We start from the raw sequence: 24981 nt of genomic DNA, 5'->3' as shown, positions 1-24981 counted from the left end.
CATCGGTTGACCCATGCCCCACACCTCCGCCTTGCTCGGCTTCGCCCTCGTCTGCCTTGGTCTCGTGCTCACGCCCGGGCCGAACATGATCTATCTGATCTCGCGCTCGATCACGCAGGGGCCGGCGGCGGGCATCGTCTCGCTCGGCGGCGTCGCGCTGGGCTTCGTGTTCTACATGCTGTGCGCGGCGTTCGGCATCACGGCGCTGCTGCTCGCCATTCCCTTTGCCTATGACGCGCTGCGCTTTGCCGGTGCCGGCTACATGCTATGGCTCGCCTGGCAGGCCGTGAAGCCCGGCGGACGATCGCCGTTCCAGGTGAAGCAGCTCGCGATCGACAGCCCACGGAAGCTGTTCACGATGGGTTTTGTCACCAATCTGCTCAATCCGAAGATCGCGATGCTGTATCTGGCGCTGCTGCCGCAGTTCATCGATCCGGCTGCAGGCAGCGTGCTGACGCAGTCGCTCGTGCTCGGCGCGAGCCAGACCGCGATCAGCGTCAGCGTCAATGCGATCATCGCGCTCGCAGCCGGATCGATTGCGTTGTTCCTGGCGAACCGCCCAAGCTGGATGTTGGTGCAGCGCTGGCTGATGGGCACGGTGCTGGCCGGGCTTGCGGTGCGGATGGCGGTCGAGGCGCGGAGGGTGTGACGGCGCGACGCTGTCATGCCCCGGCTTGACCGGGGCATCCATCGCCCGGTCAAGCCGGGCGATGACACCGTCAGATCAATCCAGCTTCGCGTCCATGCCCCGCTTCACCGCCGGGCGGGCCATCAGCGCCTCGTACCAGCGCTTGACGTTGGGGAAGTCGGCGAGCTCGACCTTGTGGCGCGGATGGCGCCAGGCCCAACCCAAAATGGCGAAATCGGCAACCGAGAGATCGCCGGCGACGAAATCGCGGCCGTCCAGGCGACGGTCCAGCACGCCGTAGAGCCGGCGCGTCTCAGCCATGTAACGCTTCAACCCGTAAGCGCGGTCCTGCTCGTTTTCGAGCGCGATGAAATGGTGCACCTGGCCCGGCATCGGCCCGAAACCGCCCATCTGCCACATCAGCCATTCGTAGACGGGGATGCGGCCCGAAAGCGACTTCGGAAGGAATTTGCCGGTCTTTTCTCCGAGATAGAGCAGGATCGCGCCGGACTCGAAGATGCTGACGGGCTTGCCGTCCGGGCCCTCGGGGTCGAGGATCGCTGGGATCTTGTTGTTGGGGGAGAGCTTCAGAAACCCCGGCGCCATCTGCTCGCCCTTGCTGATGTTCACCGGGACCACCTTGTAGGGCAGCCCCATTTCCTCCAGCGCGACCGAGATTTTGCGGCCGTTCGGCGTGTTCCAGGTGTGCAGCTCGATGGTCATTTGCCTGTTTCCTTGCCCTATTTCCTTGCCCGGTTTCCTTGCCCGGTTTCCTGCCCCGAGATATTGGGCATCCACCTACTCCAGAAAGTTGCACCCCCACAACCGGCGGACCTGGATGGCCGATCCCTGTTGACGGGGGACGCTCCCTCTGGAATGTCGCGGCCGTCGCGGATAAATTCCGCCACCTCCAAAACGCTCCCGAGGGATCGCCTTGTCGAAATCAGCCTCCCGTGCCCGCCTGTTCGAAATCATCCGCCGCCGCTCCTTCGGGCGTGGCGAGGTGACGCTCGCGTCGGGCCGCAAGAGCGATTTCTACTTCAACCTCAAGCCGACCATGCTTGACCCCGAGGGCGCGACCCTGCTCGCCGAGCTCACCTACGAGACGCTGAAGGACGACAATCTCGATTTCATCGGTGGCCTCGAGATGGGCGCAGTGCCGCTGGCCGGTGCGCTCGCGCAGATATCCTGGATCAAGGGCCATCCGATCGCAGCCTTCTTCGTGCGCAAGAAGCCGAAGGAGCACGGCGCGAAGCTCGTGATCGAGGGGCTGCCCAGGGGCGAGACGCTCGAAGGCAAACGCGTCGTGATCGTCGAGGACGTCACCACGACCGGCGGCTCGGCGTTGAAGGCGGTGGAATCCGTGCGCGAGGTCGGCGCCGAAGTGGTGCTGGTGCTGACCATGGTCGACCGCGAGGAAGGCGCCACCGACACCTTTGGTGCCGCAGGCCTGCCGTTCCGCTCGCTGTACAAGGCGTCGGAATTTTTGAAGGCTTGATCTTTCTTCTCCTCGCCCCGTTCTTACGGGGCCGCGACGAGCTTCGCTCGCGCTGGGAGCGTTGGGGTGAGGGGCCTCTATCCACACGTGAGATCGTCGAGAGACCTGTACCCCCTCACCCGGAATCCGCGCTTTCAGCGCGAATTCCGACCTCTCCCCGCAAGCGGGGCGAGGCGAAGCAACCGCTCATTTACCATCCCGCTTTATGGTGAATCATGTGCTGAGATCCGAGAGGTCACGGCCGGTTCGGTAGCGTCGGGTGGAGTAAGCGTTGCGTACGATTGTGTCCCATGCGCGCCGGCGGCGTCGCGCGATGCTTGTGGCCGCCACTCTTGCAGCAACGCTGCTTGCAGCCCCGGCCCCGGTTGCGGCCGAAGGCCTGTTCGACTTCTTCTTCGGCGGAGCCCAGCAACGCCCGCAGCGCGATGTGCCGCAACAGGCGAATTCCTTCGTCGATCCCTTCGCCAGTCAGCAGAATGCGACCACTCCGCAATATGTGCCGCCGACCCGCTCGGCGGCGGCCGGCGGCTCCGGGCCGGCCTTCTGCGTACGCAGTTGCGACGGTAAATATTTTCCATTGATGCGCGGCATCGCCTCGCCGGCGCAGATGTGTCAGGCCTTCTGTCCTGCCACCGCGACAAAGGTCTTCTTCGGCTCCTCGATCGACGGCGCCTATAGCCAGACCGGCGAGCGCTACGCCGACAGCGAGAACGCATTCGCCTACCGCAAGGCACTGCGCGCGGACTGCACCTGCAACGGCCGCGAGCCGGCCGGGCTCGCCCCGATCGATCTGACGCTCGACTCGTCACTGAAGGCGGGCGACGTCATCGCCACCACCGATGGCCTGGTCGCCTATACCGGCGTCCGTCTCGGCAATGATCAGACCGCGGAGTTCACCCCGGTCGCCTCCTATCCCGGTCTCACCGCGCAGGTCCGTGCCCGGCTCGGCGAGATGAAGGTGGCCCCGGTGCGCGCGGAAACGGTGGCAGCGGATGCGCCGGCAGCCGAGATCGTGCGTGAGACGCTGCCGGATGTGACGGTGCCGAAGACGTCGGCGAAATCGGCGAAGCGGGCGGGATTGGATTAAGGCCAACTCTCGACCAAGCCGTCATTGCGAGCGCAGCGAAGCAATCCAGAGTCCTTCCGCGGAAACAGTCTGGATTGCTTCGCTACGCTCGCAATGACGAAGGAGAGACCACTACCTCCCGATAATCACCCCTATCACATTCGGCGCCGCCAGATATTTCTCCTCGATCGCCGCGCGCGCGGCGGCGCGGTTGTCCGGCGTCAGCAGGCCGCGCTTCTCGGCCAAAATCATCCAGCAGAAGCCCCACCAGTCGGTCAGCATGCCCGTCTCGTCGACGAGGTCGTAACCCTGCTCGGCCGCGAAAATCCGCGCATGCGCTTCGTCCAGCGTGTCGAGGAAGTGATGGTCCTCGGGCGCGAACAGATCATCGCTGACGTCATCGATGGTGTAGCCCCAGATCGACTGGCACACCGCGTTGAATTCGCGGTCGAACTGGTCGTCGTCGACGGCATAGCGCCGCGCCGCCCGATGCAGCCGCGACAGCGACCGTGCGAAATCAGCGATCCGAGTGAGGGCAAATTGATCGAAGGCAATGGTGGACATGTAGTCCTCGCAACGTCGGACAGACCTAGATGTTGTGTCGGCAATACACCGAATCACAATGATATATCAAAGACTTGCTAAAGTGTTCTTAATTTGTTCTGACGCCGAATATTTGATTGTTGTCGTCGTCCTGGCGAAAGCCAGGGGCGACGATGTGGCGATCGTTTCGCTTCGCTGCTGACGGCTCAATTCACCGCCGACAACAGCTTGTCCCCGCACGCACTCGCATAAAACTTGCCGCCGCATTGGCGCTTGATGGCGGCACAGCGCATCGCGGGTGTCGCATTTTGGGGGAGAGAGACGGCGCAGCTGAGGCCGTCGGCACTGCGGCCCGTTCTGCCGGCGGCAAAAGCGGCGCTCGAGGCGGTGATACAGACGACGATCAGGGCAGCCGTGGCGATGTCGATCAGCAGTCGCATCAGCGGTCTCATGGGCGTTTCCTCCACAGTGATGGCTGAATTGGTGTCCAATCTAGCACCAAATCCGCGTTCCTCCGTGCGCGCCCGGGTTCCCATATCGGCCCGTTCCTTGCATAATTTTACACCAACGCAGTGCGCAGCCGCGCCAGCTATGGTTCCGGCACAGAGGCAAGACGCGTAAGGTTTAGTGGTGTTCTCGCGACCAGGAAGTGACGGCCTTGCAAGATCAATCGTTCCAGCCAAATTTCCCCGCCGCCGGTCAGCCCATCGACGAACTCGCGTTGTCGGAGATCAAGGGCGCGATCCTGGCGAAGCTGCGCCTTGCCATCGGCAAGGACGCGGGCATGGCGACCAAGCACGATTGGTACCAGGCCGCAGCGCTGGCGTTGCGCGACCGCATCGTGCATCGCTGGCTCACGGCCGAGAAGCGCAGCTACGACGCAGGCCGCAAGCGCGTCTATTATCTCTCGCTCGAATTCCTGATCGGCCGCCTCTTCACTGATGCGCTCAACAACATGGGACTCTTGAAGATCTTCGAGGTCGCGCTCGGCGATCTCGGCGTGTCGCTGCCTGAGCTGCGCAAATGCGAACCGGATGCGGCGCTCGGCAACGGCGGCCTGGGTCGGCTCGCGGCCTGCTTCATGGAGAGCATGGCGACGCTGTCGATCCCCGCGATCGGCTACGGCATCCGCTACGATTACGGCCTGTTCCGGCAGATCATCAATCAGGGCTGGCAGCAGGAATATCCCGACGAATGGCTCGGCTTCGGCAATCCCTGGGAATTGCAGCGGCCGGAAGTGATCTACGACATCAATTTCGGCGGCGGCGTCGAGCATGTCGACGACAAGGGCCGCGACCGCGCGATCTGGCACGCGAGCGAGACCGTCCAGGCCATCGCCTATGACACGCCGATTGTCGGCTGGCGCGGCCAGCACGTCAACGCGCTGCGGCTGTGGTCGGCACGCTCGCCCGATCCGCTCAAGCTCGACGCCTTCAACAAGGGCGACTATGTCAGCGCCACCGCCGAGCAGTCGCGCGCGGAAGCGATCTGCAAATTCCTCTATCCGAACGACGAGAGCCCGGCGGGCCGCGAGCTGCGGCTGCGCCAGGAATATTTCTTCGTCTCGGCGTCGCTGCAGGATCTGATCAAGCGGCACCTCGCCTCCGACGGCCAGCTGCGCAGCCTGTCGGCCAAGGTCGCGGTGCAGCTCAACGACACCCATCCGAGCCTCGCCGTCACCGAGCTGATGCGCATCCTCGTCGACCTGCACAATTTCCGCTGGGACGAGGCCTGGAAGATCACCGTCGCCACGCTGTCCTACACCAACCACACGCTGCTGCCGGAAGCGCTGGAGACCTGGCCGGTCGAGCTGTTCGAGAAGCTGTTGCCGCGCCATCTCGAAATCATCTACCGAATCAACGTCCAGCATCTGGCGCTGGCCGAAGCGCGCGCCCCCGGCGACATCGATTTCCGCGCCTCGGTCTCGCTGATCGACGAGAAGAGCGGGCGCCGCGTCCGCATGGGCCAGCTGGCCTTCGTCGGCTCGCACCGCATCAACGGCGTCTCGGCAATGCATTCGGATTTGATGCGCGAGACCGTGTTTCACGATCTCAACCATCTCTATCCGGGCCGCATCACCAACAAGACCAACGGCATCACCTTCCGGCGCTGGCTGATGCTGGCGAACCCGAAGCTGACCGACCTCCTGCGCGAGACCTGCGGCGAAGCCGTGCTCGACGACCCGACCCAGCTGAGCCTGCTTGAGGCGCGCGCCAGCGACGTCGAATTCCAGAAAAAATTCCGCAGCGTCAAGCTTCACAACAAGACCGCGCTGGCGCGCCTGATCGGCGAGCGGCTCGGCATCAAGGTCGATCCGACCGCGTTGTTCGACGTGCAGATCAAGCGCATTCACGAATACAAGCGGCAGCTCCTCAACGTCATCGAGACGGTGGCGCTGTACCAGTCGATCAAGGACGATCCGAATGGCAATTGGGTGCCGCGGGTGAAGATCTTTGCGGGCAAGGCGGCGGCGAGCTACAAATATGCAAAACTGATCATCAAGCTGATCAACGACGTCGCCGAGGTCGTCAACAACGACCCCGCGATCGGCGGCAAGCTGAAGGTCGTCTTCCTGCCCGACTACAATGTCAGCCTCGCCGAGGTGATCATTCCCGCGGCCGACCTGTCCGAGCAGATCTCGACCGCCGGCATGGAAGCGTCCGGTACCGGCAACATGAAGCTGGCGCTGAACGGCGCCATCACCATCGGCACGCTCGACGGCGCCAACATCGAGATCCGCGACCAGGTCGGCAACGAGAACATCGCGATCTTCGGCATGGAAGCCGGCGACGTGACGATCCGGCGCAAGCAGGGGCTGGATGCCTCCGACGTGATCCGGAATTCGCCAAAGCTCCAGCGCGCCATCAATGCGATCGGCGCCGGCGAGTTCTCGCCCGGCGATCCCGGCCGTTTTGAATCCATTGCGCATGCGCTACGCTATCTCGACCATTACATGGTCAGCGCCGATTTCGATTCCTACTACGAAGCCCAGCGTGCGGTCGACGCGCGCTGGCAGGTGGCGCCGGCCTGGACCCGCGCCTCCATCCTCAACGTCGCGCGCATGGCGTGGTTCTCGTCGGACCGCACCATTCGCGAATATGCCGAGGAGATATGGAACGTGCCGGTGAATCCGATCACGCCGCCATTCCAGGAGGCGGAGGATCAGCGCGGCGCGGCGGGCTGATTTTTTCCGCAGCGTGAAATCGGTGTTACCTGCGAGGTAATTGCATCTCGCCGGGCGGATGATGATATGACTATCGTCATCCCCAAGACGGTGCCCGTGATGCGGACGCCGTCATTGCGAGCGCAGCGAAGCAATCCAGGTTCTCTCCGCGGCAGCAGTCTGGATTGCTTCGCTGCGCTCGCAATGACGGTTGGGGAGACACCGAGGACCCAGGAATGCACGCCAAGCTCCCGCACCCTTTCGACGACGCCACCCGCATCAGCGCCGGTGACTCGAGTTGGCAGGGGCACACCAGCGACGACTATTGGGCCTTCGTCGGCCCGTTCGCGCGGCGTCACGGCTGCGACCATCCTGCGTGCGCTGATCGAACACCCGCAAGCCGCCGGCGATCCGCTGGCGCTGACCGTCAATTACTGCGCGCCGATCGCCAAGGGCCCGTTCGATCTCGACCTCCGGCTGGTGAAGGCCAACCGCTCCAGCCAGCACTGGAGCGTCGAACTGTCGCAGGGCGGCGGCGAGGTCGCGACGCTCGCCACCGCCGTCTTCGCCGAGCGCCGGCCGTCCTGGGAGCACAGGGTGGCGCAATATCCTGAGACAAAGCCGTTCGAACAAACGCTGCCGTTCCCAAATATCAAGGCATCCTGGGCCAACCAGTACGAATTCCGCTTCGTCGAGGGCGAGATGCGGCTCGGCCCGCCGCAGGCCGAGCTCGACAGCACCTATTCGAAGCTCTGGATCAGCGATCGTGAGCCGCGCAAGCTCGACATGCCGTCGCTGATGTCGATGTCGGATGCCTTCTTCGGCCGCATCTTCCACGCCCGCCGCGAACTGGTGCCGTTCGGCACGGTGTCACTGACGACCTATTTCCACACCGACACTGAAGAACTCGCGGCCGAAGACATCACGCGCGTGCTTGCGACGGCCGATTCGAAGATCATGCACAGGAGCTACGCCGATCAGAACGCCGAGCTGTGGTCGCCGAATGGCAGACTGCTCGCAACCACGACGCAGATCGCGTATTTCAAGGCGTAGCTGCTGCCACGGGCTCGTCATTGCGAGGAGCGTAGCGACGAAGCAATCCAGAGTGTTTCCACGGGGGCAGTCTGGATTGCTTCGCTGCGCTCGCAACGACGGCGTGGAGAGATCGTGTCCACAAACAAAAAGGGCGGCCTCGCGGCCGCCCTTTTGCATTTAAGATTGAGCCAACCTCACTCCGCCGCGAGCTTCACGTCCGGCGCAGCGGCGCGCACCTCGGCGTCGACCTGGGCCTCGAACTTGGCAAAGTTCTTCTGGAACATGCCGACCAGGTTACGGGCGGTCTTGTCGAACTCGTCCTTGTCCTTCCAGGTGTTGACCGGATTGAGGATCTCGGCTGGTACGCCCGGCAGCGCGGTCGGGACCGCGAAGCCGAAATATTTATCGGTGCGGAATTCGACGTTGCGAAGTGAGCCGTCGAGCGCGGCGGTGAGCAGCGCGCGCGTCACCTTGATCGGCATGCGCGAGCCGGTGCCGTACTTGCCGCCGGTCCAGCCGGTGTTGACCAGCCAGCAGTCGACATTGTGCTGGGCGATCAGGTCGCGCAGCATGTTGCCATAGACGCTGGGGTCGAGCGGCAGGAACGGCGAGCCGAAGCAGGTCGAGAATTCCGGCTGCGGCTCGTTGCCGAGACCGCGCTCGGTGCCGGCGACCTTGGCAGTATAGCCGGAGAGGAAGTGATACATCGCCTGCGCCGGCGACAGCTTGGCGATCGGCGGCAGCACGCCAAAGGCGTCGGCGGCGAGCATCACCACGTTCTTCGGCTGCGGCGCGCGGCCGGTGCGCGAAGCGTTCGGGATGAAGTCGAGCGGGTAGGCAGACCGCGTGTTTTCGGTCTTGGAGCCGTCGTTAAAATCCACCACACGGGTGTCTTCGTCGAGCACGCAGTTCTCGAGCACCGCGCCGAAGCGCGTCGAGGCCGCGTAGATCTCGGGCTCAGCATCCGAGGAGAGCTTGATGCACTTGGCGTAGCAGCCGCCCTCGAAGTTGAAGACGCCGTTCGGACCCCAGCCATGCTCGTCGTCACCGATCAGCGTACGGTTGGGATCGGCCGACAGCGTGGTCTTGCCGGTGCCGGACAGGCCGAAGAAGATCGCGGTGTCGCCGTTGGCGCCGACGTTCGCCGAACAGTGCATCGGCATCACGCCGCGCTCGGGCAGATAATAGTTCAGCGTGGTGAAGACCGACTTCTTCATCTCGCCGGCGTAGTAGGAGCCGCCGATCAGCACGATCTTGCGGGCGAAGTCGATCGCGACGACGTTCTCCGACTTGCAGCCGTGGCGTTTCGGATCAGCGCGGAAACTCGGCATATCGATGATGGTGAGTTCCGGCGTGAAGCTCGAAAGCTCGACCGCCTCGGGGCGGATCAGCAGCGTGCGGATGAACAGCGAGTGCCAGGCGAGCTCGGTGAAGACGCGGGTCTTGATCCGGTAGGCCGGATCGGCGCCGCCGTAGAGATCCTGCGCGAACAGGCTCTTGCCTTCAGCGTGCTTGAGGAAGTCTTGATAGAGCGTCTCGAACTGCTCCGTGGTGATCGACTGGTTGCCGGCCCACCACATCTTCTTGTCGGTGGTGGCGTCACGCACCGTGAACTTGTCCTTCGGGCTGCGGCCGGTGAACTCACCGGTGTCGGCGCAGAGCGAACCGTCGGCGGACAGCACCGCCTCGCCCGCGGAGAGCGAGTATTGATAGAGTTGCGGCGCGCCGAGGTTCCAGTGAACCTGTTTGAGATTCTTTAAGCCGAATTTGTCGGCGCCGAAGGCACCGTTGCGCACGCCCGTCTCTTGCACGAAGAATCCTCCTAGAACCCGCGACACATAGCGCGACCTAACCTAGCGCTCATCGCGGTCACCGTGAATTACAGGCCGTCGGCCTCGGTTGGACGACCTAATACTGATGAACGCTGACCTTGCCAAGCTGATCCCGCAGGATTTGGTTTATTCAAGGACCGCGCCAAACGTCGCGCATGTCAGCCCTGAGCACGCTTATGCAAAAATCGCGAATGATCGCGCAACCAAATGCTTGTTTCGGCGTTGTTCGGTGTTTTGCGACGCACAATCCTGCACTGGCCTATCGTACTGCACCTTCGCCAATCAGCGCGAACGGTCCCCACATCGCGGGGTAAGCATTGCGGGGCGACGAGGTGTCATCAACGTACGCCAACATCGCGCGCCGCAGAGCTTCGGCTCTGCCGATTTTTGGTTCGTTTTTGAGTAGATCGAAAGTCGAAGTGGTCAAACGGGTGGCAGCCTCCGAATCCACCGCCCAATGCGAAACCAGGAGCGCGCGTGCACCAGCATAGAAGAAGGCGCGCGCCAGTCCCGACAGGGCCTCGGCACCCGGCTTGTCGCCAGCGATCGTGTTGCAGGCGGACAGCACGACCCAATCGGCATTGAGCTTGAGCTGCGCGACTTCGCTTGCCGTAAGCAGACCATCGTCGAGCTCGGAAGGCTGGTCGGGAATCGAGAGCGCAAGCGATGGCTCCCCCACACCCTTGATGTCGCCGGCGACGAGACCGTGGGTCGCAAAGTAGATGATGCTGTATTGAGCAAGCGGTGTACGCTTAAGCGTCGCTTCACTGGCATCGCGGCCGAGATGTATGTCGGCCGCGGCCGCGCCGACATCTTTCGCCACGGCGCTCAGCTCGTCCGCGGTATCGGGCAGTTGCGGCAGCGCCTGCGCAAGTCGCGTACGGTCGACGCCGGCGCCGCGCCAGAAATCGGTGTAGGCAATGGTCGCGATGCTGCGCGCGGCAACTTGGCCGCTTGCTGCGCGGCGATCAGAAGGGCGGCCCTCGGCGGGATTGAACACGGGATCGCCGAAGCCGGTCATCGGCTTGACGCCCTGATCCTTGCGCGCAAAGGCGCGCAGCGATTTCAGGCTGACCATCGATGGCAGCACCGAGACAGCCTGACGGCGCAACAACCAGGCGGCGCCGCGATAACCTTCGAGCGTCTCCGGGATCGCAGCCTGCGGTGTCTCCGTGACGAGCAGATGAAACGGCAGCGCAGTGAGCGCGCCCACCGGCACCGTGAGCAGGCTGCTCTTGTCCCTGATCAGCGCCTCCACCGGGCCGAGCAGCGAGACATAGAGCTCGTTGGCGAGCGCGAGATCAAACAGACCCGATTTGCCGGACCCATCGCGCGCCTTGCCGACATCGAGGCCTCGACGGAAAGCAGTGACCTTCCGCGCCAAAGCGTCTGCGCCAAGCGGAATTTCCTTCCAATCGGCGCCCTCCCGCGTGATGGCGATGACGTAGCTGCGCTTGTCGACGACGGAGTAGAGCACCATGGCTTCATCGGCCGACAGCAGAGGCTGCACGTCCTTGGCCGTCAGCGGCAGCGGGTTGGAGAGCGAGGCATAATCGGGGAATTCAACGGCGAGCGTCTTCTGCAAGCCGGCGCGCTCGCTTGCGATGGCCGCGATCCGCGCGCGGCTGCGCTGCTCGGAGGCGACGTCGCGCTGCGCGGACGGCTTCGACACGGCCGCGATGATCGCCTTGTCCAGCGCCTCGGATTCGGCTCCGAGATCCTGGTCCGTGCGCACCAATTCGGCGAGACGATCGCTGCCGGCGGCGAGCCGCACGGCGAGCTTGTTCACCGCGGATGCGGCGGAGGATTGCGTGCCGCGCTGGATCGCGGCGAGCGCCTCGTCCAGCGCCTTATCTTGCGGCAGCAGCGATTGTTGGCGCGCCGCAAACAGGATCGGCAGCACCACGCGCAACTGCGCGCGGTCGTTCGCAAGCGTTTTTTCCGCGAGCGGCAACGCGTCCGCGGTTCGCCCGGACACAAAGAGGAAATAAGCAAGATTGCTGGTTGATGTCGCGACGTCAGGATGATCCGGCCCAAGCGCACGCTCGCGGATGGCGAGCGCGCGGCGATACAGCGGCTCGGCATCGGCATAGCGCTGCTGGTGCTCGTAGAGGCCGGCAAGATTGTTGAGCGAACGCGCGACGTCGGGATGATCGGCCCCCAGCGCCTTTTCGCGGATCGCGATCGAACGCTTGATCGGCGCTTCGGCATCCGCGTCGCGCCCGAGATCGCGATCGACCTGGCCAATGTTGTTCAGGACCGTGGCGACCGCAGGATGCTCGGGCCCGGCGGCCTTCTGGTAGATCGCGAGCGCGCGCTGGAACAGCGGCTCGGCTTCGGCCTGGCGCTGCTGCCTGACATAGAGTGTGGCCAGATTGTTGAGAGCCTTGCCGACATCGGGATGCTCGCGTGACAAGCTCTTTTCCCGGACGGCCAGTGCGCGCTTGAACAGCGGCTCGGCCTCGGCAAAGCGGCTCTGGCGCTGATACAACGCAGCGAGATTGGTCAGTTCGGTCGCGACCAGTGCGTTGTCGAGACCAAGCGACTTCTCCATCAATGCGATCGAACGCTTGTAGAGCGGCTCGGCGAGATCGTCCCGGCCTTGACCTGCATAGGCCTGACCGAGATTGTTCAAGGCGGCCGCCAGCTCGTGACCGTTGTCGCTCTTTTCCAGATTTGCGACCATGCCTTGCGCCAACGGAAGCGCTTCCGAATATCTGCCAGCCTTGGTGAGCTCGTTGATCCTGGCGCTCTCCGTCGCGAGATTGCCCTTCTGGGCAAGGCTAGGCGTGGCCAGCGATGCAGTGATCGCGAGCGCCAAACCCGCGACCAGCATCAAGTGACGGCGTGTCATGAACCCTCTCGCTGCCCGCCTAGAGACCATTACGGTCTTGGGTCGCGGCGATGGGCAGCAGCGTTCAAATTGTTGCGTTTAGCCTGACTTCGCACGCGCCTCGCCAGCGAGGCGGACCAGCATCTTGCGCAGTGCCGAGCCATTGGTGACCCGCTCCGGAAAATCCAGCCGCAACGCGGTCTGGCCGTCCTGCATGTCGAGACCTTCGGGGTCGCAGCCGGTGCAGCGCCAGTTACCCGCGGTCGCGCCGAGAAGCCGCGTTGCATAAAGGCCCATGGCGTGGCGGTGATCGGCATTCATGTGCTCGACCGCCCCCTCCTCCGCCGCCAGCAGGTCCTCGGCCCCGGCGAGGTCCGTGAGGAACTGCTCCGGCTTGAGATCGACGATCCGGCCAAAGCCTGCGACCAGATGGGTTCCTGTGGGGCGGATCCGGTAGAACGAGAAATCCTTAAATGAGACAAAGGTTTCCGCCGACGGATGGGCATTGAGATACCGTCTCTGGAGCAAATCCCTCTCGTCCTCGGCCTGTTCGGCCCGGCCGGACAGCATGATCCGGGCGCCTTCCAGCGGATCGCCGGCGGCGCGCTCGTCCAGCATCAGGGAAACCCGGCTGTCTGCGAGGACGTTATTGGTATGAACCGCCAATCGAGAGATCAGCAGGATCGGCGAACCGTCGGGATGGCTGGCCAGATTGACCAGGGAACAATAGGGATCGCCGCTGCCGGGCATGAGCGTCGCGAGCGCCCCCTGCCGCGACCGCCTGAGCAGCGATTTGGCGAGCTTTTGGGGAACGAAATCAGGGGTCGGTTGCATCGGCTTTCTCGGCTCAGGTGGTTGCAAGGCAGGCCTTTTTTCGGGTAAACGAGGGTCTGGTTATGGGTCGAAACGCGGCGAATCTGCCGTGTTTCGTGGAACTTGGTCACACTTCAGCCCAGCTTGCATTGCTCGGTGACAAGGTTCGAACGCCAAATTCGGCACCCATGTATGCGGCGCATCACTGGATTGCTCGCCGTTTAAGCCACGACCCAAACGGAAAGCAGAAAGCAGAGGCTCATGCCCACAATCGCTTTGGTCGACGACGACCGCAACATTCTCACATCCGTCTCGATCGCGCTGGAAGCCGAAGGCTACCGCATCATGACCTACACCGACGGCGCCTCGGCACTTGACGGTTTCCGCACCACCCAACCCGATCTCGCCATCCTCGACATCAAGATGCCGCGCATGGACGGCATGGAGACGCTGCGCCGTCTCAGGCAGAAGTCCGACCTGCCGGTGATCTTCCTGACCTCCAAGGACGAGGAGATCGACGAGCTGTTCGGCCTCAAGATGGGCGCGGACGATTTCATCCGCAAACCGTTCTCGCAACGCCTGCTGGTCGAACGCGTCAAAGCGGTGCTGCGCCGCTCGGCGCCGAAGGATCCGACCGTCGCGCCGAAGGAGAACGATGCCAAGGCGCTCGACCGCGGCCTGCTGCGCATGGATCCGGAACGGCATACCTGCACGTGGAAGAACGAGCCGGTGACGCTGACGGTCACCGAATTCCTGATCCTCCAGGCGCTGGCGACACGGCCCGGCGTGGTCAAGAGCCGCAACGCGCTGATGGACGCCGCCTATGACGACCAGGTCTATGTCGACGACCGCACCATCGACAGCCACATCAAGCGGCTGCGCAAGAAGTTCAAGGTGGTCGACAACGATTTCGAGATGATCGAGACGCTCTACGGCGTCGGCTACCGCTTCAAGGAAGCCTGAGGCTTAACGCGCCTTCGCGACAGATGAGGGCTGCGCCCGGTTCTGATTCCATCAGAACCGGGCATGCTCTGAAGCGCAATCGCGCTTCAGGTTATTGTTTGAGCATGATCTTTCGGAAAACCGCTGCACACTTTTCCGGATCATGCTCTAGGATGCGGGGACCGTCGCACGAGCTGTCCTAACGCGGGCGTAAGCATTGCTTGACCGAACGCAGCCTGATCCGAGTTCGAACGCCGAGGACGTTACCGCCCACGGCGCCTTTGAGCATGAGGACAAGCCGGTCGCGCGAGGCTGGGGACCGCTGAACTGGCTCAAACGCGCCGGCCAGTTCTTCTTCGCGCTGTCGTTCTCGAGCCTGACCCGCCGCATCGTCTCGCTCAACCTCGCGGGCCTCGTCGCCCTGGTGGCGAGCATCCTCTATCTGTCGCAGTTCCGCGCCGGCCTGATCGACGCGCGCGCGCAGAGCCTGCTGGTGCAGGCCGAAATCATCGCCGGCGCCATCGGCGCCTCGGCGACGGTGCAAACCAACGCGATCACCGTCGATCCCGAGCGATTGCTCGACCTGAAACTGGGCGAGAGCTACGGCGGAATGGACGATTCGCTGGATTTTCCGATCAATCCCGAGCGCGTGGCGCCGGTGTTGCGCACGCTGATCTCGCCGACCAAGACCCGCGCGCGGATTTTCGATCCCAACGGTTCGGTGTTGCTCGACAGCCGTGACCTCGACATCGTGCGGACCCAACCGCTGCCGCCGCCGTCGGAAAAACTCAACCTGATCGAACGCGGCACCGTCGCGGTCCGCCTGTGGATCAACCGTGGCGACCTGCCGTTGTATCGCGAACTCGGGCGTGAGAACGGCAATGGCTATGTGGAAGTTGCCGATGCACTCCAGGGCCAGAAGCGCTCGATGGTGCGGGTCAATTCGCGCGGCGAGGTGATCGTCTCGGTTGCGGTCCCCGTGCTGCGCTCGCGTGCCATCCGCGGCGCGCTGATGCTGTCGACGCAGGGCGACGACATCGACCAGATGGTCACGGCGGAACGGCTGGCGATCCTGAAGGTCGGCGGCGTTGCTGCCGCGGTCATGATCATGCTATCGCTGCTGCTCGCAAGCACCATCGCAGGGCCGGTGCGTCGGCTCGCCGACAGCGCCGAGCGGGTCCGCCGCCGCATCAAGACCCGCGTCGAGATCCCTGACTTCACCCGCCGCCGCGACGAGATCGGTCATCTCTCCGGCGCGCTGCGCGACATGACCAACGCGCTCTACAAGCGGATCGAGGCGATCGAGATGTTCGCTGCCGACGTCGCCCATGAACTGAAGAACCCTTTGACCTCGCTGCGCTCCGCGGTCGAGACGATGCCTCTGGCGCGCAACGAGAGCAGCCGCGCCCGCCTGCTCGAGGTGATCGAGCACGACGTCAAGCGGCTCGACCGGCTGATCTCGGACATTTCGGACGCAAGCCGGCTCGATGCCGAATTGCAGCGGCAGGATGCGGCCCCGGTCGATCTCAAGCGGCTGCTGGGCACGCTTGTTGCTGTCGCCAACGAAACAAAACTCGGCCACGACGTCGCCGTCGAGGCGCGCTTCGAGGGCCGCAGCCCAACCGACACGCTCGCGGTCACCGGCCATGATTCGCGACTCGGGCAGATTGTCTCCAACCTGCTCTCCAATGCGCAGTCCTTCTCGGAGGCCGGCAGCAAGGTGCGCCTGACCTGCCGCCGTGTCCGCGGCGAGATCGAGATCGTGGTCGACGATGACGGCCCCGGCATTCGCGACGACGCGCTGGAGCGCATCTTCGAGCGCTTCTACACCGACCGGCCGCATCAGGGCTTTGGCCAGAATTCCGGCCTCGGCCTGTCGATCTCCAAGCAGATTGTCGACGCCCATGGCGGGCGCATCTGGGCCGAGAATCGCGCCGGCCCCGCGGACGAAGACGGGACGCCGACGGTTGCCGGCGCGCGCTTCGTGGTGAGACTGCCGGCGCTATGAGCGACGGCGAGCCGAGCGTTCACGCATCTGCGGTCAAGGTCGGGAATCTGGCGGTGCTGATCCGCGGGCCCTCGGGTGCCGGCAAGTCGCGACTTGCCTTCGATTTGATCATGGCGGGGCGCGCAGGCGTGGTCGACAGCGCCGTCCTGATCGGCGACGACCGTGTCCATCTGGCGACAGTCGGCGATGAAATTGTGGTTCGCCCTGCCGGGCTGCTGGCCGGCCTGATCGAGATCCGGGGACTGGGAATCCGCCGCTGCGACTTCGTGGAGCACGCGACGGTTGGTCTCGTGGTCGATCTGGACGCTGACGACGCCGAACGGCTGCCGCCAGGGGAATCGCTGAAAACCACCATTTTGGGTGCCGGAATACCGCGAATCCCAGTCGGGCGCGGCTATTCGCCCCTCCCTTTGGTTGTCGCTGCCTTGACCACTACCAAGAGTTAACCCTTGGCTAACCCTTGAGGCGATTGTTTGAAGGGAATTGGTAACCATATGAACCCCACACTCGCGACCGAATAGACCGGCGCAGCTCCCCTCATCCATCCGTCTAGATTCAGGGAGATACGCAACATCCCCCCTTGCGCGGGGGCTCTGGATGGTCAAAGTGGCGCGTTCGTGCGGTGCACCAAAAGCGCCCGCGGGAGTTTTCCGATGATTGGTCTAGTACTTGTGACCCACGGGCGCCTTGCCGACGAATTCAAGGCAGCGCTTGAACATGTCATGGGCCCACAAAAGCAAATCGAAGCAATTACGATCGGTGCCGAAGATGATTCCGATCTCTGCCGAAGCGACATCATCGAGGCGGTTAACCGCGTCGATTCCGGCGATGGCGTAGCAATCCTCACCGACATGTTCGGCGGCACACCATCCAACCTGGCGATTTCCTGCATGAGCCGGCCCAAGGTCGAAGTGCTCGCCGGCATCAACCTGCCCATGCTGGTGAAGCTCGCCAAGGTGCGCGAGGAGCGTCCGCTTCCCGACGCGATCGCGATGGCCCAGGAAGCTGGTCGCAAATACGTCACCATCGCCAGCCGGGTACTCGCCGGCAAATGAGCGACGACGCGCCACAAGCGGGGACAGGCGTGCCCGCGGGCGCGATCTCCAAAGAGCTCCTGATCATCAACAAACGCGGCCTGCATGCCCGCGCCTCCGCAAAATTCGTCCAGGCGGTCGAGCGCTTCAACGCGCAGGTGTGGGTGACGCGCGGCGGTGAGACCGTCGGCGGCACCTCGATCATGGGCCTGATGATGCTCGCGGCAGGACCGGGCACGACAATCACTGTCGCGGCCGCCGGTGCAGACGCCGAAGCCGCGCTTGCGGCGATTGCCGAGCTCGTTGAAAGCAAGTTCAACGAGGAAGGGGTTTAGGCTCCCCGGTCACTTCGCCGGCGGAGCGATGTAGATGTTCCAGGTCATCGACGGGCCGGCTTTGCCGTGGGTGAAGCGGCGCGTCGTCATCACCATGCGCTCGGCGTTCGGCGCGATCTCGGACACCCATTTTTCGAAAGCGGGCAGGCGGCCGTCGGTCGGGTCGAACACGCCGATGAAGCCGTATTTCTTCACATCTTCGAGTGATGTCAGCCCGGAGCCCCAAGCCTCGTTCGGTGTGAACGCAGCCGGATGATCGGGGCTGTAGAACACCATTGGCTGGATCGATTCCATGGTGCCGGCGACGATCGCCCAGCGCGAGGCGAAGCGCGAATGCCAGGCTTGCGTCAGTTCGCGCGCGAGCTCCGAACGCGCGCCATAGGTCGCCGTGTTGTCCGAATTCACCGCCATCTCGCGCGCAGCGATCCAGGGCGAGGCAATCAGCGTCGCAACGCTGAGCACGAGCCAGATCGCGGTGATATTGAACAGCACGGCACTCTGAATCCTCAGCGCCGGGATCGCGACCAGTGCGAGCGGCACCAGGAAGAACAGCGAGATTCCCCAATCGGTCTTGATGTAGATGCTGAAGGCAAGCGCGCCGAGCAGCGGCCCGGCCGCGACGATGATCTGGATGATCCAGATATTCAGGGCCTGCGAAAGATCGACGCTCGCGTTGGCGCCGCGCGCCCAGGCCCGCGTCACGATGCGCAGCGGCGCGCGCACAAGCAGCGTCAGCCAAGGCGGCACCAGCGCCATCGCGAGCGCGGCGAGCGCCACCGGAAGCGCCAGCAGCGCGGCATTGTGCAGGACATAGCCGAACACGAGCTGACGTACCTCGCCGGCATCCTCGATGCTGTAGGTGTCGCCGGCATAGGTCAGCGGCACGAAATGCGCATCCGCAAGCCAGATGATGTGCGGGATCATCGCCACCACCATCGTCGCGATGGCGACCCAGGGTGCCGGCGACAACAGGAACTTCACGCGTTCCGGATGGATCAACGCGGCGAGGCCAATGGCGCCAATCATGGTCAGCACCCAGTATTTGGTCATCAGCGCCAGCGCGCCGGCGAGTCCAAGCCAGATTCCGGACTGCCAGCTCCGCTTCTCGAACGCGTTGAGATAAGCGAGCACGACGAGCGGCAAGGTGACGAGCTGAAGCAGATCGGGGTTGTACTTGAAGCCCTTGAAATTGAAGACCGGATAGAGCGCGACCATCACCACGACGAGGAATGCGCGCCGCGGGTCGACCACGCGCAACGCGACCAGCCAGCAGATCACCATGCCGACGCTCACCGTCGCCATCGCAAGCGCATAGGTCGCCCAATCCGTCGCCGGAAACGTCATGAACCAGAGCCCGGCGACCCAGCCCGACAGCGGCGGATGTTTGCCGTAGCCCCACAGGAATTTCTGGCCCCAGCCCCAGGCTTCTGCGACGTCCATGTGAACGTCCTGCGCCGCCTTGAGATTGATCAGGATGAAGGTCCAGATCACCGCATGCAGGATGGCGAACTGGATCACCAGCCAAAGCCGGGCTGAGGGGTGGGTCGCGCAGGCAACCAGCCAGGCCCGAAAACGGTCAAAGCTGAGGCGGGTCTTCCCGCGCGCCCGGGCGGAGGGGATCGAGGTCGTTGACATCGCCGTTGCGTAGCGCGTTTTCGGCTCCCGTGGAATCAGCTTGGCGTGAAGAAAGGCCCTGAAAATACAGCAATATGGTTGCCGCACGGGGATGTGAGTGGTATCCCGCGCCCATGACGACCGTCCCCATTTCCAACATCCGCAATTTCTCCATCGTCGCCCATATCGACCATGGCAAATCGACGCTGGCCGACCGCCTGATCCAGATGACCGGCGGCCTCTCCGACCGCGAAATGGCCGGCAAGGAGCAGGTGCTCGATTCCATGGACATCGAGCGCGAGCGCGGTATCACCATCAAGGCGCAGACGGTCCGGCTCACCTACCGCGCCAAGGACGGCAAGGATTACATCTTCAACCTGATGGACACGCCAGGCCATGTCGACTTCGCCTACGAAGTCTCGCGGTCGCTGGCGGCATGCGAAGGTTCCCTGCTGGTGGTCGACGCCAGCCAGGGCGTCGAAGCGCAGACGCTCGCCAACGTCTACCAGGCGCTCGACAACAATCACGAGATCGTTCCGGTCCTGAACAAGGTCGACCTTCCGGCCGCGGAGCCCGAGAAGGTCAAGCAGCAGATCGAGGACGTCATCGGCATCGATGCGTCGGACGCCGTGATGATCTCGGCCAAGACCGGCATCGGTATTCCCGACGTGCTGGAGGCCATCGTCACCCGCCTGCCGCCACCGAAGGGCGATCGCGACGCGACCTTGAAGGCGCTGCTGGTCGACAGCTGGTACGACGTCTATCTCGGCGTCGTCGTGCTGATCCGCGTCGTCGACGGAGTCATGAAGAAGGGCAGCCGCGTCCGCATGATGGGCACGGGTGCGGCCTATGACATCGAGCGCGTCGGCTTCTTCACGCCGAAGATGCAGCAGGTCGACGAGCTCGGCCCCGGCGAGATCGGCTTCATCACCGCCGCGATCAAGGAAGTTGCCGACACCCGCGTCGGCGACACCATCACCGACGACAGGAAGCCCGTCACGGAGATGCTGCCAGGCTTCAAGCCGGCGATCCCCGTGGTGTTCTGCGGCCTGTTCCCGGTCGACGCCGACGACTTCGAGACGCTGCGCGCCGCGATGGGCAAGCTGCGCCTCAACGACGCCAGCTTCTCGTTCGAAATGGAAACCTCCGCCGCACTCGGCTTCGGCTTCCGCTGCGGCTTCCTCGGGCTGTTGCATCTCGAGATCATCCAGGAGCGGCTGTCGCGCGAGTTCGATCTCAACCTGATCGCGACCGCACCGAGCGTCATCTACAAGATGAAGCTCAACGACGGCTCCGAGATCGAGATTCACAATCCCATCGACATGCCTGACGTGGTCAAGATCGCGGAGATCCAGGAGCCCTGGATCGAGGCCACGATCCTCACCCCCGACGAATATCTCGGCAGTGTGTTGAAGCTGTGCCAGGACCGCCGCGGCGCGCAGAAGGAGCTGACTTACGTCGGCTCCCGCGCCATGGTGAAATACGATCTGCCGCTCAACGAGGTCGTGTTCGACTTCTACGACCGCCTGAAGTCGGTCTCCAAGGGCTACGCCTCGTTCGACTATCATCTCACCGACTACAAGCCGGCGGATCTGGTGAAGATGCAGATCCTGGTCAACAACGAGCCGGTCGATGCGCTCTCCATGCTGGTCCACCGCACCCGCGCCGAGGGGCGCGGCCGCGCCATGGTCGAGAAAATGAAGGAGCTGATTCCGCCGCACATGTTCCAGATCCCGATCCAGGCGGCGATCGGCGGCAAGGTGATCGCGCGCGAGACGGTGCGCGCGCTGCGCAAGGACGTCACCGCAAAGTGCTACGGCGGCGACATCACGCGTAAGCGAAAACTTCTGGAGAAGCAGAAGGAAGGCAAGAAGAAGATGCGGCAGTTCGGCAAGGTCGACATCCCGCAGGAAGCCTTCATTGCCGCGCTGAAGGTCGATAGCTGAGGCGGGTCCACAGCCCGCGGCCGGCGCTCCTCTCGCCGCGCTGGTCTCGCCTCAAACAAAAAACGCGAAAACAACCCCATGCACAGTAGCAGGCGCATTGTCGGCAGTATTTTTTCGATTTTTACGAAATAGATTTGACGCGACGGGCAAAACACTGGCATGATGGCATCATCGCAGCGTGTGTGATCGGCGGCGCCCAAACCAAATGAAGCGGTTTTTGGTTTTACTTCGCCAATCTCAAGAATGCTTTCTGTCCGCGTGACTGTCCCAGTCCCGCGGGGACTCAGGAGCTTTGTCGGGGTGGCCGGCCTCGCAATTCTCCTCGGGAACTACAGCGGTACCAGGCCACAGCAGGAGCTGCTTCCGCATCTCGGCGAGGCGCGCACGGAGAAATTCGCGGTAAAGCACGTCAAATATGATGGGCATGATCGAACTCCATATGTTGATCATTGCCATGAACATCCTTCTACGCCACACGCAGAGGCACAGCAGGTGAACTAGATCACGGGTCGCCAAAAGGTTTTCGCGACGTTCCTGCGGCGGATCGGATCATTCACGGGTCCATATCCCGGTGCGATGCAACGTAATCGATCTCACCGCGCGTGATACCGATGTCCGCAAGCTCGCTGTCCGTCAGTTGCCACAGCCGGGCGCGCACCTTTTCGCGTTTGCGCCACTCTTGAAATGCAATCCAATATGTTTCGAGAGGACTATAGACCTGTCGCTTTGCGCTTGCGGATCGGGGCTCGGTGATCTCGTTGATGGTGCTCATTGCGGCGTGTCCTGTCTGGACGTTTCGTCACACCAAGCTGACGCAAGATCCTCCAGCGCGCTTAACTGGTGGCTTACATTTTCCTCACCCGGGGCTTATTCTTCACACTTCAGGCGGCGCCAAAGCCCGGCAAATCGGGGCGACTGAAGGATTCGCAGCTTGCGCTATCTGTTCGACGACTTTGCATTCGACACGGTCCGGCGCGAGCTGCATCGCGGGGCCAACGTCGTCTCCGTCGCGCCACAGGTATTCGACCTGCTCGATTACCTGATCCGCAACAGGGAGCGCGTCGTCAGCAAAGGCGATCTCATCGACGCTATCTGGAACGGGCGGAGCGTGTCCGATGCAGCGCTGACGACCCGCCTGAATGTCGCTCGGAGCGTGATCGGAGATACAGGCGAGGATCAGCGCCTGATCAAAACATTGCCGCGCAAAGGCTTCCGCTTCGTCGCGCCGGTGGTGGAGGCGCAGGGGCCCGCAGACGCTGAAACCACCGACAACTCGATAATGCCGGCGCTCACGCTCCCCAACAAGCCCTCGATCGCGGTTCTCCCCTTCGCCAATCTGAGCGGTGATCCGGAGCAAGACTATTTTGCGGATGGCATGGTGGACGAGATCATCACCGCCTTGTCGCGGTTCAAATCTCTGTTCGTGATCGCGCGCAATTCCAGCTTTACTTACAAGGGCAGGGCCGTCGATATCAAACTCGTCGGGCGCGAGCTCGGTGTTCGTTACGTCCTGGAAGGAAGTGTGCGCAAAGCTGCAGGAAAAGTCCGCGTTACCGGTCAATTGATTGATGCCATGACTGGCGCGAACCTTTGGGCTGATCGATTTGAAGGTGATCTGATCGATGTTTTTGCGCTGCAGGACGAGGTAGCGGTCAATGTTGTCTCCGCCATTCAGCCGAGATTGCTTCAAACCGAAATAGACTTGGCTGCGCGTCGGCCAAACAATCTCAGTGCCTATGATCTTTGTCTTCGAGCACAACACCTCCAGTCATGGACCCGGGGCGGATCCGACGAGAGCCTTCGGCTTGCCTCTCGTGCATTGGAGATCGACCCTCGGTACGGCTTTGCCGCTACCCTTGCGGCCGAATGTCATATCCGAAATGTGCGCCAGGGATGGGCAGCGGATCCGAAGTCGGAAATTGCAGAAGGATTTCGGCTTCTGCGGTTCGCGCTCAATATCGACGGGAACGCGACCTTGGCACTGAGCATGCTTGGCCGCGCAACGGCTTCCTTTTCTGCCGATTTCGATACGGCAGTAGAGATGGCCGACCGTGCGGTCGCATTAAACCCGAATTCATTCCGCGCATGGGAAGAGCGAGGTTGGACTCACCTGACAGCGGGGCAGCCCGAAGAGGCAATCCGCAGCTTTGGGCGCCGCATTCGATTAAGCCCATTCGACCCGTTGCTCTTCGCAACGTTTGCTGGAATGAGCATGGCGCTGATCGGGCTTGGTCGCTTCGATGAGGCGATCTCTGCAGCGAAGAAGGCCGCCCGCCAGAACCCACTTTTTCCTTTCACTTATCGCTGCCTTGCGTCAGCACTAGCTCATCGGGAGCGCGAAGTAGAGGCAAGGCAGGCAGTGGCCAGTCTGCTCGAACTCGACCCCGACTTTCGCATTTCCAAACGTGTAGCGCCCGGCGAGCTATTGGGACTTCGGTCGTATATCGACGGCCTCCGCAAAGCAGGCGTTCCAGAGTGACGTGGCCTATCCAATCGCAAAATCCGCCGCGGTCTCCGCATGAATGGCCGTCGTGTCGAATGTCTCGACCGAGGTGTCGGCAGCACCCAGCATCGTGATCTCGGTGCAGCCGAGGATGATGCACGCCGCGCGGCGGGCGACCAAGCCAAGCTCGAGCTCGCTGAGCCGTTCAACCAACTGCTCGATGATCGCTTCATAAGCTGAATGAAGTCGGCGGTTGCACGCCGCACAATTCCAGTTGGTTCTAGCGGATCGTCGCCATCATGGCTTTAGCGCTCACGAGCGCTCGCCTGATAATTTGAGCGTCATAGAAACAATCGGAAGTAGATGCCGGCGACGATGAATGCTCAACGCCCGTAGATGTACGGGGAAGCACGTCGGTACAGCCTTTGCAATTGCACCAGTTGTGCACGAAACGCGATTTGAAGGTGTAACGAAGTCGAAGCGCTCTTCGTGGCTGAAAATTAGTTCAGCGTCATAATCGTAATGACTCCGACGCAAAAAAAGAAAATAGGCTGCAATCAACAAGAATAAATAATGGGAGGAGTACATGGTTACTGCGGGTCGCCTGCGCGCGATGGCAGTGTTGTGCCGTCAGACAGCCGCGCGTCATCCTGATCGAAGTTGGAAACTGCTCGCCGAAGCCGAGTATTGGGAGCATTTGGCCAATGATGCGGCGCTCGATCATTTCGACCACTGCTCAGTTTGCTCACCGCTTCCTGGAGCGCGCAGTATCACACAACCGGCCGCGACCCTCGCGGAGTGACTGCGAAACAAAATGGTTTGTTAGCGTCTGTGTGCCTAACTTGATGAGTGCCGCCCACCGCCGATTGCGGCACATTGGAATGGGAATGCCGGCCCCGGCTGTGGCCCCCATCCTGCGGCTGGGGCCGTTATGAACTTTCACAGCATCGTTCAAACCCGGTCCACAACCATGCTTAGAGGCATTGCCATAGCGCTATTCGGAATGGGCATCTTTTCCCAGCTTGATCGAGCGCTCTTCTACGGTCGCAATACCGAGGCCGCGCTCCGGCTCATGCGGGACATCAGCAGAGGTTTCGGACTGTAGGACACCGTCCGTGCGCCTTCGTTGATCTGGCAGCTGAAGCGGGGCAGGACTCGTCGGGCAAAACACCTGCATGATGCCATCATCGCCGGGTGTGTGGCCGTCGGCCCGCAGCCGCTGGCGTGGACTGTTATCGCCTCGGTAGT

General features: G+C 62.8%; 19 protein-coding genes and 2 pseudogenes. 12 read left to right on the top strand and 9 right to left on the bottom strand.

What is annotated here, in order from left to right:
• Nucleotides 1-13 precede the first annotated feature (13 nt).
• Complete coding sequence (locus tag ABIA96_RS23975; protein ID WP_354139507.1) at nt 14-649, top strand: LysE family translocator; 636 nt, start codon at nt 14-16, stop codon at nt 647-649.
• A 75-nt stretch (nt 650-724) separates the two neighbouring features.
• Here ABIA96_RS23975 and ABIA96_RS23970 read toward each other — a convergent pair whose 3' ends face one another.
• Complete coding sequence (locus ABIA96_RS23970; protein WP_354139506.1) at nt 725-1351, bottom strand: glutathione S-transferase family protein; 627 nt, start codon at nt 1349-1351, stop codon at nt 725-727.
• A 211-nt stretch (nt 1352-1562) separates the two neighbouring features.
• Here ABIA96_RS23970 and pyrE point away from each other — a divergent pair, with 211 nt between their 5' ends.
• Nucleotides 1563-2126: an orotate phosphoribosyltransferase gene (gene pyrE, locus ABIA96_RS23965; RefSeq protein ID WP_354139505.1), complete on the top strand. Its 564-nt coding sequence runs from the start codon at nt 1563-1565 to the stop codon at nt 2124-2126.
• Nucleotides 2127-2439: 313 nt separating this feature from the next.
• Complete coding sequence (locus tag ABIA96_RS23960) at nt 2440-3213, top strand: DUF2865 domain-containing protein (protein ID WP_354139504.1); 774 nt, start codon at nt 2440-2442, stop codon at nt 3211-3213.
• A 111-nt stretch (nt 3214-3324) separates the two neighbouring features.
• On the opposite strand, the gene ABIA96_RS23955 is transcribed toward ABIA96_RS23960, so the two are convergent.
• Both ABIA96_RS23955 and ABIA96_RS23950 read right to left on the bottom strand, forming a co-directional pair.
• Complete coding sequence (locus ABIA96_RS23955; protein ID WP_354139503.1) at nt 3325-3756, bottom strand: hypothetical protein; 432 nt, start codon at nt 3754-3756, stop codon at nt 3325-3327.
• A 185-nt stretch (nt 3757-3941) separates the two neighbouring features.
• Complete coding sequence (locus ABIA96_RS23950; RefSeq protein WP_354139502.1) at nt 3942-4175, bottom strand: hypothetical protein; 234 nt, start codon at nt 4173-4175, stop codon at nt 3942-3944.
• A 218-nt stretch (nt 4176-4393) separates the two neighbouring features.
• Here ABIA96_RS23950 and ABIA96_RS23945 point away from each other — a divergent pair, with 218 nt between their 5' ends.
• Nucleotides 4394-6919 (top strand): glycogen/starch/alpha-glucan phosphorylase, encoded by a 2526-nt coding sequence (locus tag ABIA96_RS23945; RefSeq protein WP_354139501.1) that lies wholly within the window; start codon nt 4394-4396, stop codon nt 6917-6919.
• A 215-nt stretch (nt 6920-7134) separates the two neighbouring features.
• Nucleotides 7135-7951: pseudogene (locus ABIA96_RS23940) on the top strand (acyl-CoA thioesterase).
• Between the two features lie 176 nt (nt 7952-8127).
• Here ABIA96_RS23940 and ABIA96_RS23935 read toward each other — a convergent pair.
• From ABIA96_RS23935 to ABIA96_RS23925, 3 genes are all read right to left on the bottom strand, one after another.
• Nucleotides 8128-9744, bottom strand: a complete 1617-nt coding sequence (locus tag ABIA96_RS23935) for a phosphoenolpyruvate carboxykinase (protein WP_354139500.1) — start codon at nt 9742-9744, stop codon at nt 8128-8130.
• 280 nt (nt 9745-10024) lie between these two features.
• On the bottom strand, nt 10025-12619 hold the full coding sequence (locus tag ABIA96_RS23930) for a CHAT domain-containing tetratricopeptide repeat protein (protein WP_354139499.1): 2595 nt from the start codon (nt 12617-12619) through the stop codon (nt 10025-10027).
• 78 nt (nt 12620-12697) lie between these two features.
• Nucleotides 12698-13432, bottom strand: coding sequence for a HugZ family pyridoxamine 5'-phosphate oxidase (locus ABIA96_RS23925; protein WP_354139498.1), 735 nt, complete (start codon nt 13430-13432; stop codon nt 12698-12700).
• A 240-nt stretch (nt 13433-13672) separates the two neighbouring features.
• On the opposite strand from ABIA96_RS23925, the gene ABIA96_RS23920 reads away from it, so the two are divergent.
• From ABIA96_RS23920 to ABIA96_RS23900, 5 genes and pseudogenes are all read left to right on the top strand, one after another.
• Nucleotides 13673-14374: a response regulator transcription factor gene (locus ABIA96_RS23920; protein ID WP_027535781.1), complete on the top strand. Its 702-nt coding sequence runs from the start codon at nt 13673-13675 to the stop codon at nt 14372-14374.
• Nucleotides 14375-14570: 196 nt separating this feature from the next.
• The gene (locus ABIA96_RS23915; protein WP_354139497.1) at nt 14571-16361 is read left to right on the top strand and encodes a sensor histidine kinase; all 1791 of its coding nucleotides are present in this window, start codon (nt 14571-14573) and stop codon (nt 16359-16361) included.
• Nucleotides 16358-16825: pseudogene (locus ABIA96_RS23910) on the top strand (HPr kinase/phosphorylase). Before ABIA96_RS23915 ends, ABIA96_RS23910 begins: the two are co-directional and overlap by 4 nt.
• Nucleotides 16826-17014: 189 nt before the next feature.
• Complete coding sequence (locus tag ABIA96_RS23905; RefSeq protein ID WP_007597752.1) at nt 17015-17416, top strand: PTS sugar transporter subunit IIA; 402 nt, start codon at nt 17015-17017, stop codon at nt 17414-17416.
• Nucleotides 17413-17730 carry an HPr family phosphocarrier protein gene (locus ABIA96_RS23900; protein ID WP_212303437.1) on the top strand — a complete coding sequence of 106 codons (318 nt, stop codon included), beginning with the start codon at nt 17413-17415 and terminating at the stop codon, nt 17728-17730. The genes ABIA96_RS23905 and ABIA96_RS23900 overlap by 4 nt, the downstream gene beginning before the upstream one ends.
• Before the next feature lie 9 nt (nt 17731-17739).
• On the opposite strand, the gene ABIA96_RS23895 is transcribed toward ABIA96_RS23900, so the two are convergent.
• Nucleotides 17740-19365 carry a glycosyltransferase family 39 protein gene (locus ABIA96_RS23895; RefSeq protein WP_354139496.1) on the bottom strand — a complete coding sequence of 542 codons (1626 nt, stop codon included), beginning with the start codon at nt 19363-19365 and terminating at the stop codon, nt 17740-17742.
• A gap of 113 nt (nt 19366-19478) precedes the next feature.
• Here ABIA96_RS23895 and lepA point away from each other — a divergent pair, with 113 nt between their 5' ends.
• Nucleotides 19479-21290 carry a translation elongation factor 4 gene (gene lepA / locus ABIA96_RS23890; protein WP_354139495.1) on the top strand — a complete coding sequence of 604 codons (1812 nt, stop codon included), beginning with the start codon at nt 19479-19481 and terminating at the stop codon, nt 21288-21290.
• Between the two features lie 553 nt (nt 21291-21843).
• Here the strand turns inward: lepA and ABIA96_RS23885 are convergent.
• Nucleotides 21844-22062, bottom strand: coding sequence for a DUF1127 domain-containing protein (locus tag ABIA96_RS23885; protein WP_354139494.1), 219 nt, complete (start codon nt 22060-22062; stop codon nt 21844-21846).
• Between the two features lie 159 nt (nt 22063-22221).
• Here ABIA96_RS23885 and ABIA96_RS23880 point away from each other — a divergent pair, with 159 nt between their 5' ends.
• Nucleotides 22222-23769, top strand: a complete 1548-nt coding sequence (locus ABIA96_RS23880; protein ID WP_354139493.1) for a winged helix-turn-helix domain-containing tetratricopeptide repeat protein — start codon at nt 22222-22224, stop codon at nt 23767-23769.
• Between the two features lie 6 nt (nt 23770-23775).
• Here the strand turns inward: ABIA96_RS23880 and ABIA96_RS23875 are convergent, their stop codons facing one another.
• Nucleotides 23776-23946 carry a hypothetical protein gene (locus tag ABIA96_RS23875; RefSeq protein WP_354139492.1) on the bottom strand — a complete coding sequence of 57 codons (171 nt, stop codon included), beginning with the start codon at nt 23944-23946 and terminating at the stop codon, nt 23776-23778.
• Nucleotides 23947-24981 lie beyond the last annotated feature (1035 nt).

Source organism: Bradyrhizobium sp. LB11.1 (genome assembly GCF_040549385.1).
GTDB lineage: Bacteria > Pseudomonadota > Alphaproteobacteria > Rhizobiales > Xanthobacteraceae > Bradyrhizobium.
The sequence above is the reverse complement of the archived record's forward strand: the minus strand, read 5'-3'. Positions and strand labels throughout refer to the sequence as shown.

What these genes read in the sequence shown, in the direction of transcription:
- ABIA96_RS23975 (WP_354139507.1), top strand. Translation starts at nt 14, where the DNA reads ATGCCCCACACCTCCGCCTTGCTCGGCTTCGCCCTCGTCTGCCTTGGT.
- ABIA96_RS23970 (WP_354139506.1), bottom strand. Translation starts at nt 1,351, where the DNA reads ATGACCATCGAGCTGCACACCTGGAACACGCCGAACGGCCGCAAAATC.
- ABIA96_RS23960 (WP_354139504.1), top strand. Translation starts at nt 2,440, where the DNA reads ATGCTTGTGGCCGCCACTCTTGCAGCAACGCTGCTTGCAGCCCCGGCC.
- ABIA96_RS23955 (WP_354139503.1), bottom strand. Translation starts at nt 3,756, where the DNA reads ATGTCCACCATTGCCTTCGATCAATTTGCCCTCACTCGGATCGCTGAT.
- ABIA96_RS23950 (WP_354139502.1), bottom strand. Translation starts at nt 4,175, where the DNA reads ATGCGACTGCTGATCGACATCGCCACGGCTGCCCTGATCGTCGTCTGT.
- ABIA96_RS23930 (WP_354139499.1), bottom strand. Translation starts at nt 12,619, where the DNA reads ATGACACGCCGTCACTTGATGCTGGTCGCGGGTTTGGCGCTCGCGATC.
- ABIA96_RS23925 (WP_354139498.1), bottom strand. Translation starts at nt 13,432, where the DNA reads ATGCAACCGACCCCTGATTTCGTTCCCCAAAAGCTCGCCAAATCGCTG.
- ABIA96_RS23920 (WP_027535781.1), top strand. Translation starts at nt 13,673, where the DNA reads ATGCCCACAATCGCTTTGGTCGACGACGACCGCAACATTCTCACATCC.
- ABIA96_RS23905 (WP_007597752.1), top strand. Translation starts at nt 17,015, where the DNA reads ATGATTGGTCTAGTACTTGTGACCCACGGGCGCCTTGCCGACGAATTC.
- ABIA96_RS23900 (WP_212303437.1), top strand. Translation starts at nt 17,413, where the DNA reads ATGAGCGACGACGCGCCACAAGCGGGGACAGGCGTGCCCGCGGGCGCG.
- ABIA96_RS23895 (WP_354139496.1), bottom strand. Translation starts at nt 19,365, where the DNA reads ATGTCAACGACCTCGATCCCCTCCGCCCGGGCGCGCGGGAAGACCCGC.
- lepA (WP_354139495.1), top strand. Translation starts at nt 19,479, where the DNA reads ATGACGACCGTCCCCATTTCCAACATCCGCAATTTCTCCATCGTCGCC.
- ABIA96_RS23885 (WP_354139494.1), bottom strand. Translation starts at nt 22,062, where the DNA reads ATGAGCACCATCAACGAGATCACCGAGCCCCGATCCGCAAGCGCAAAG.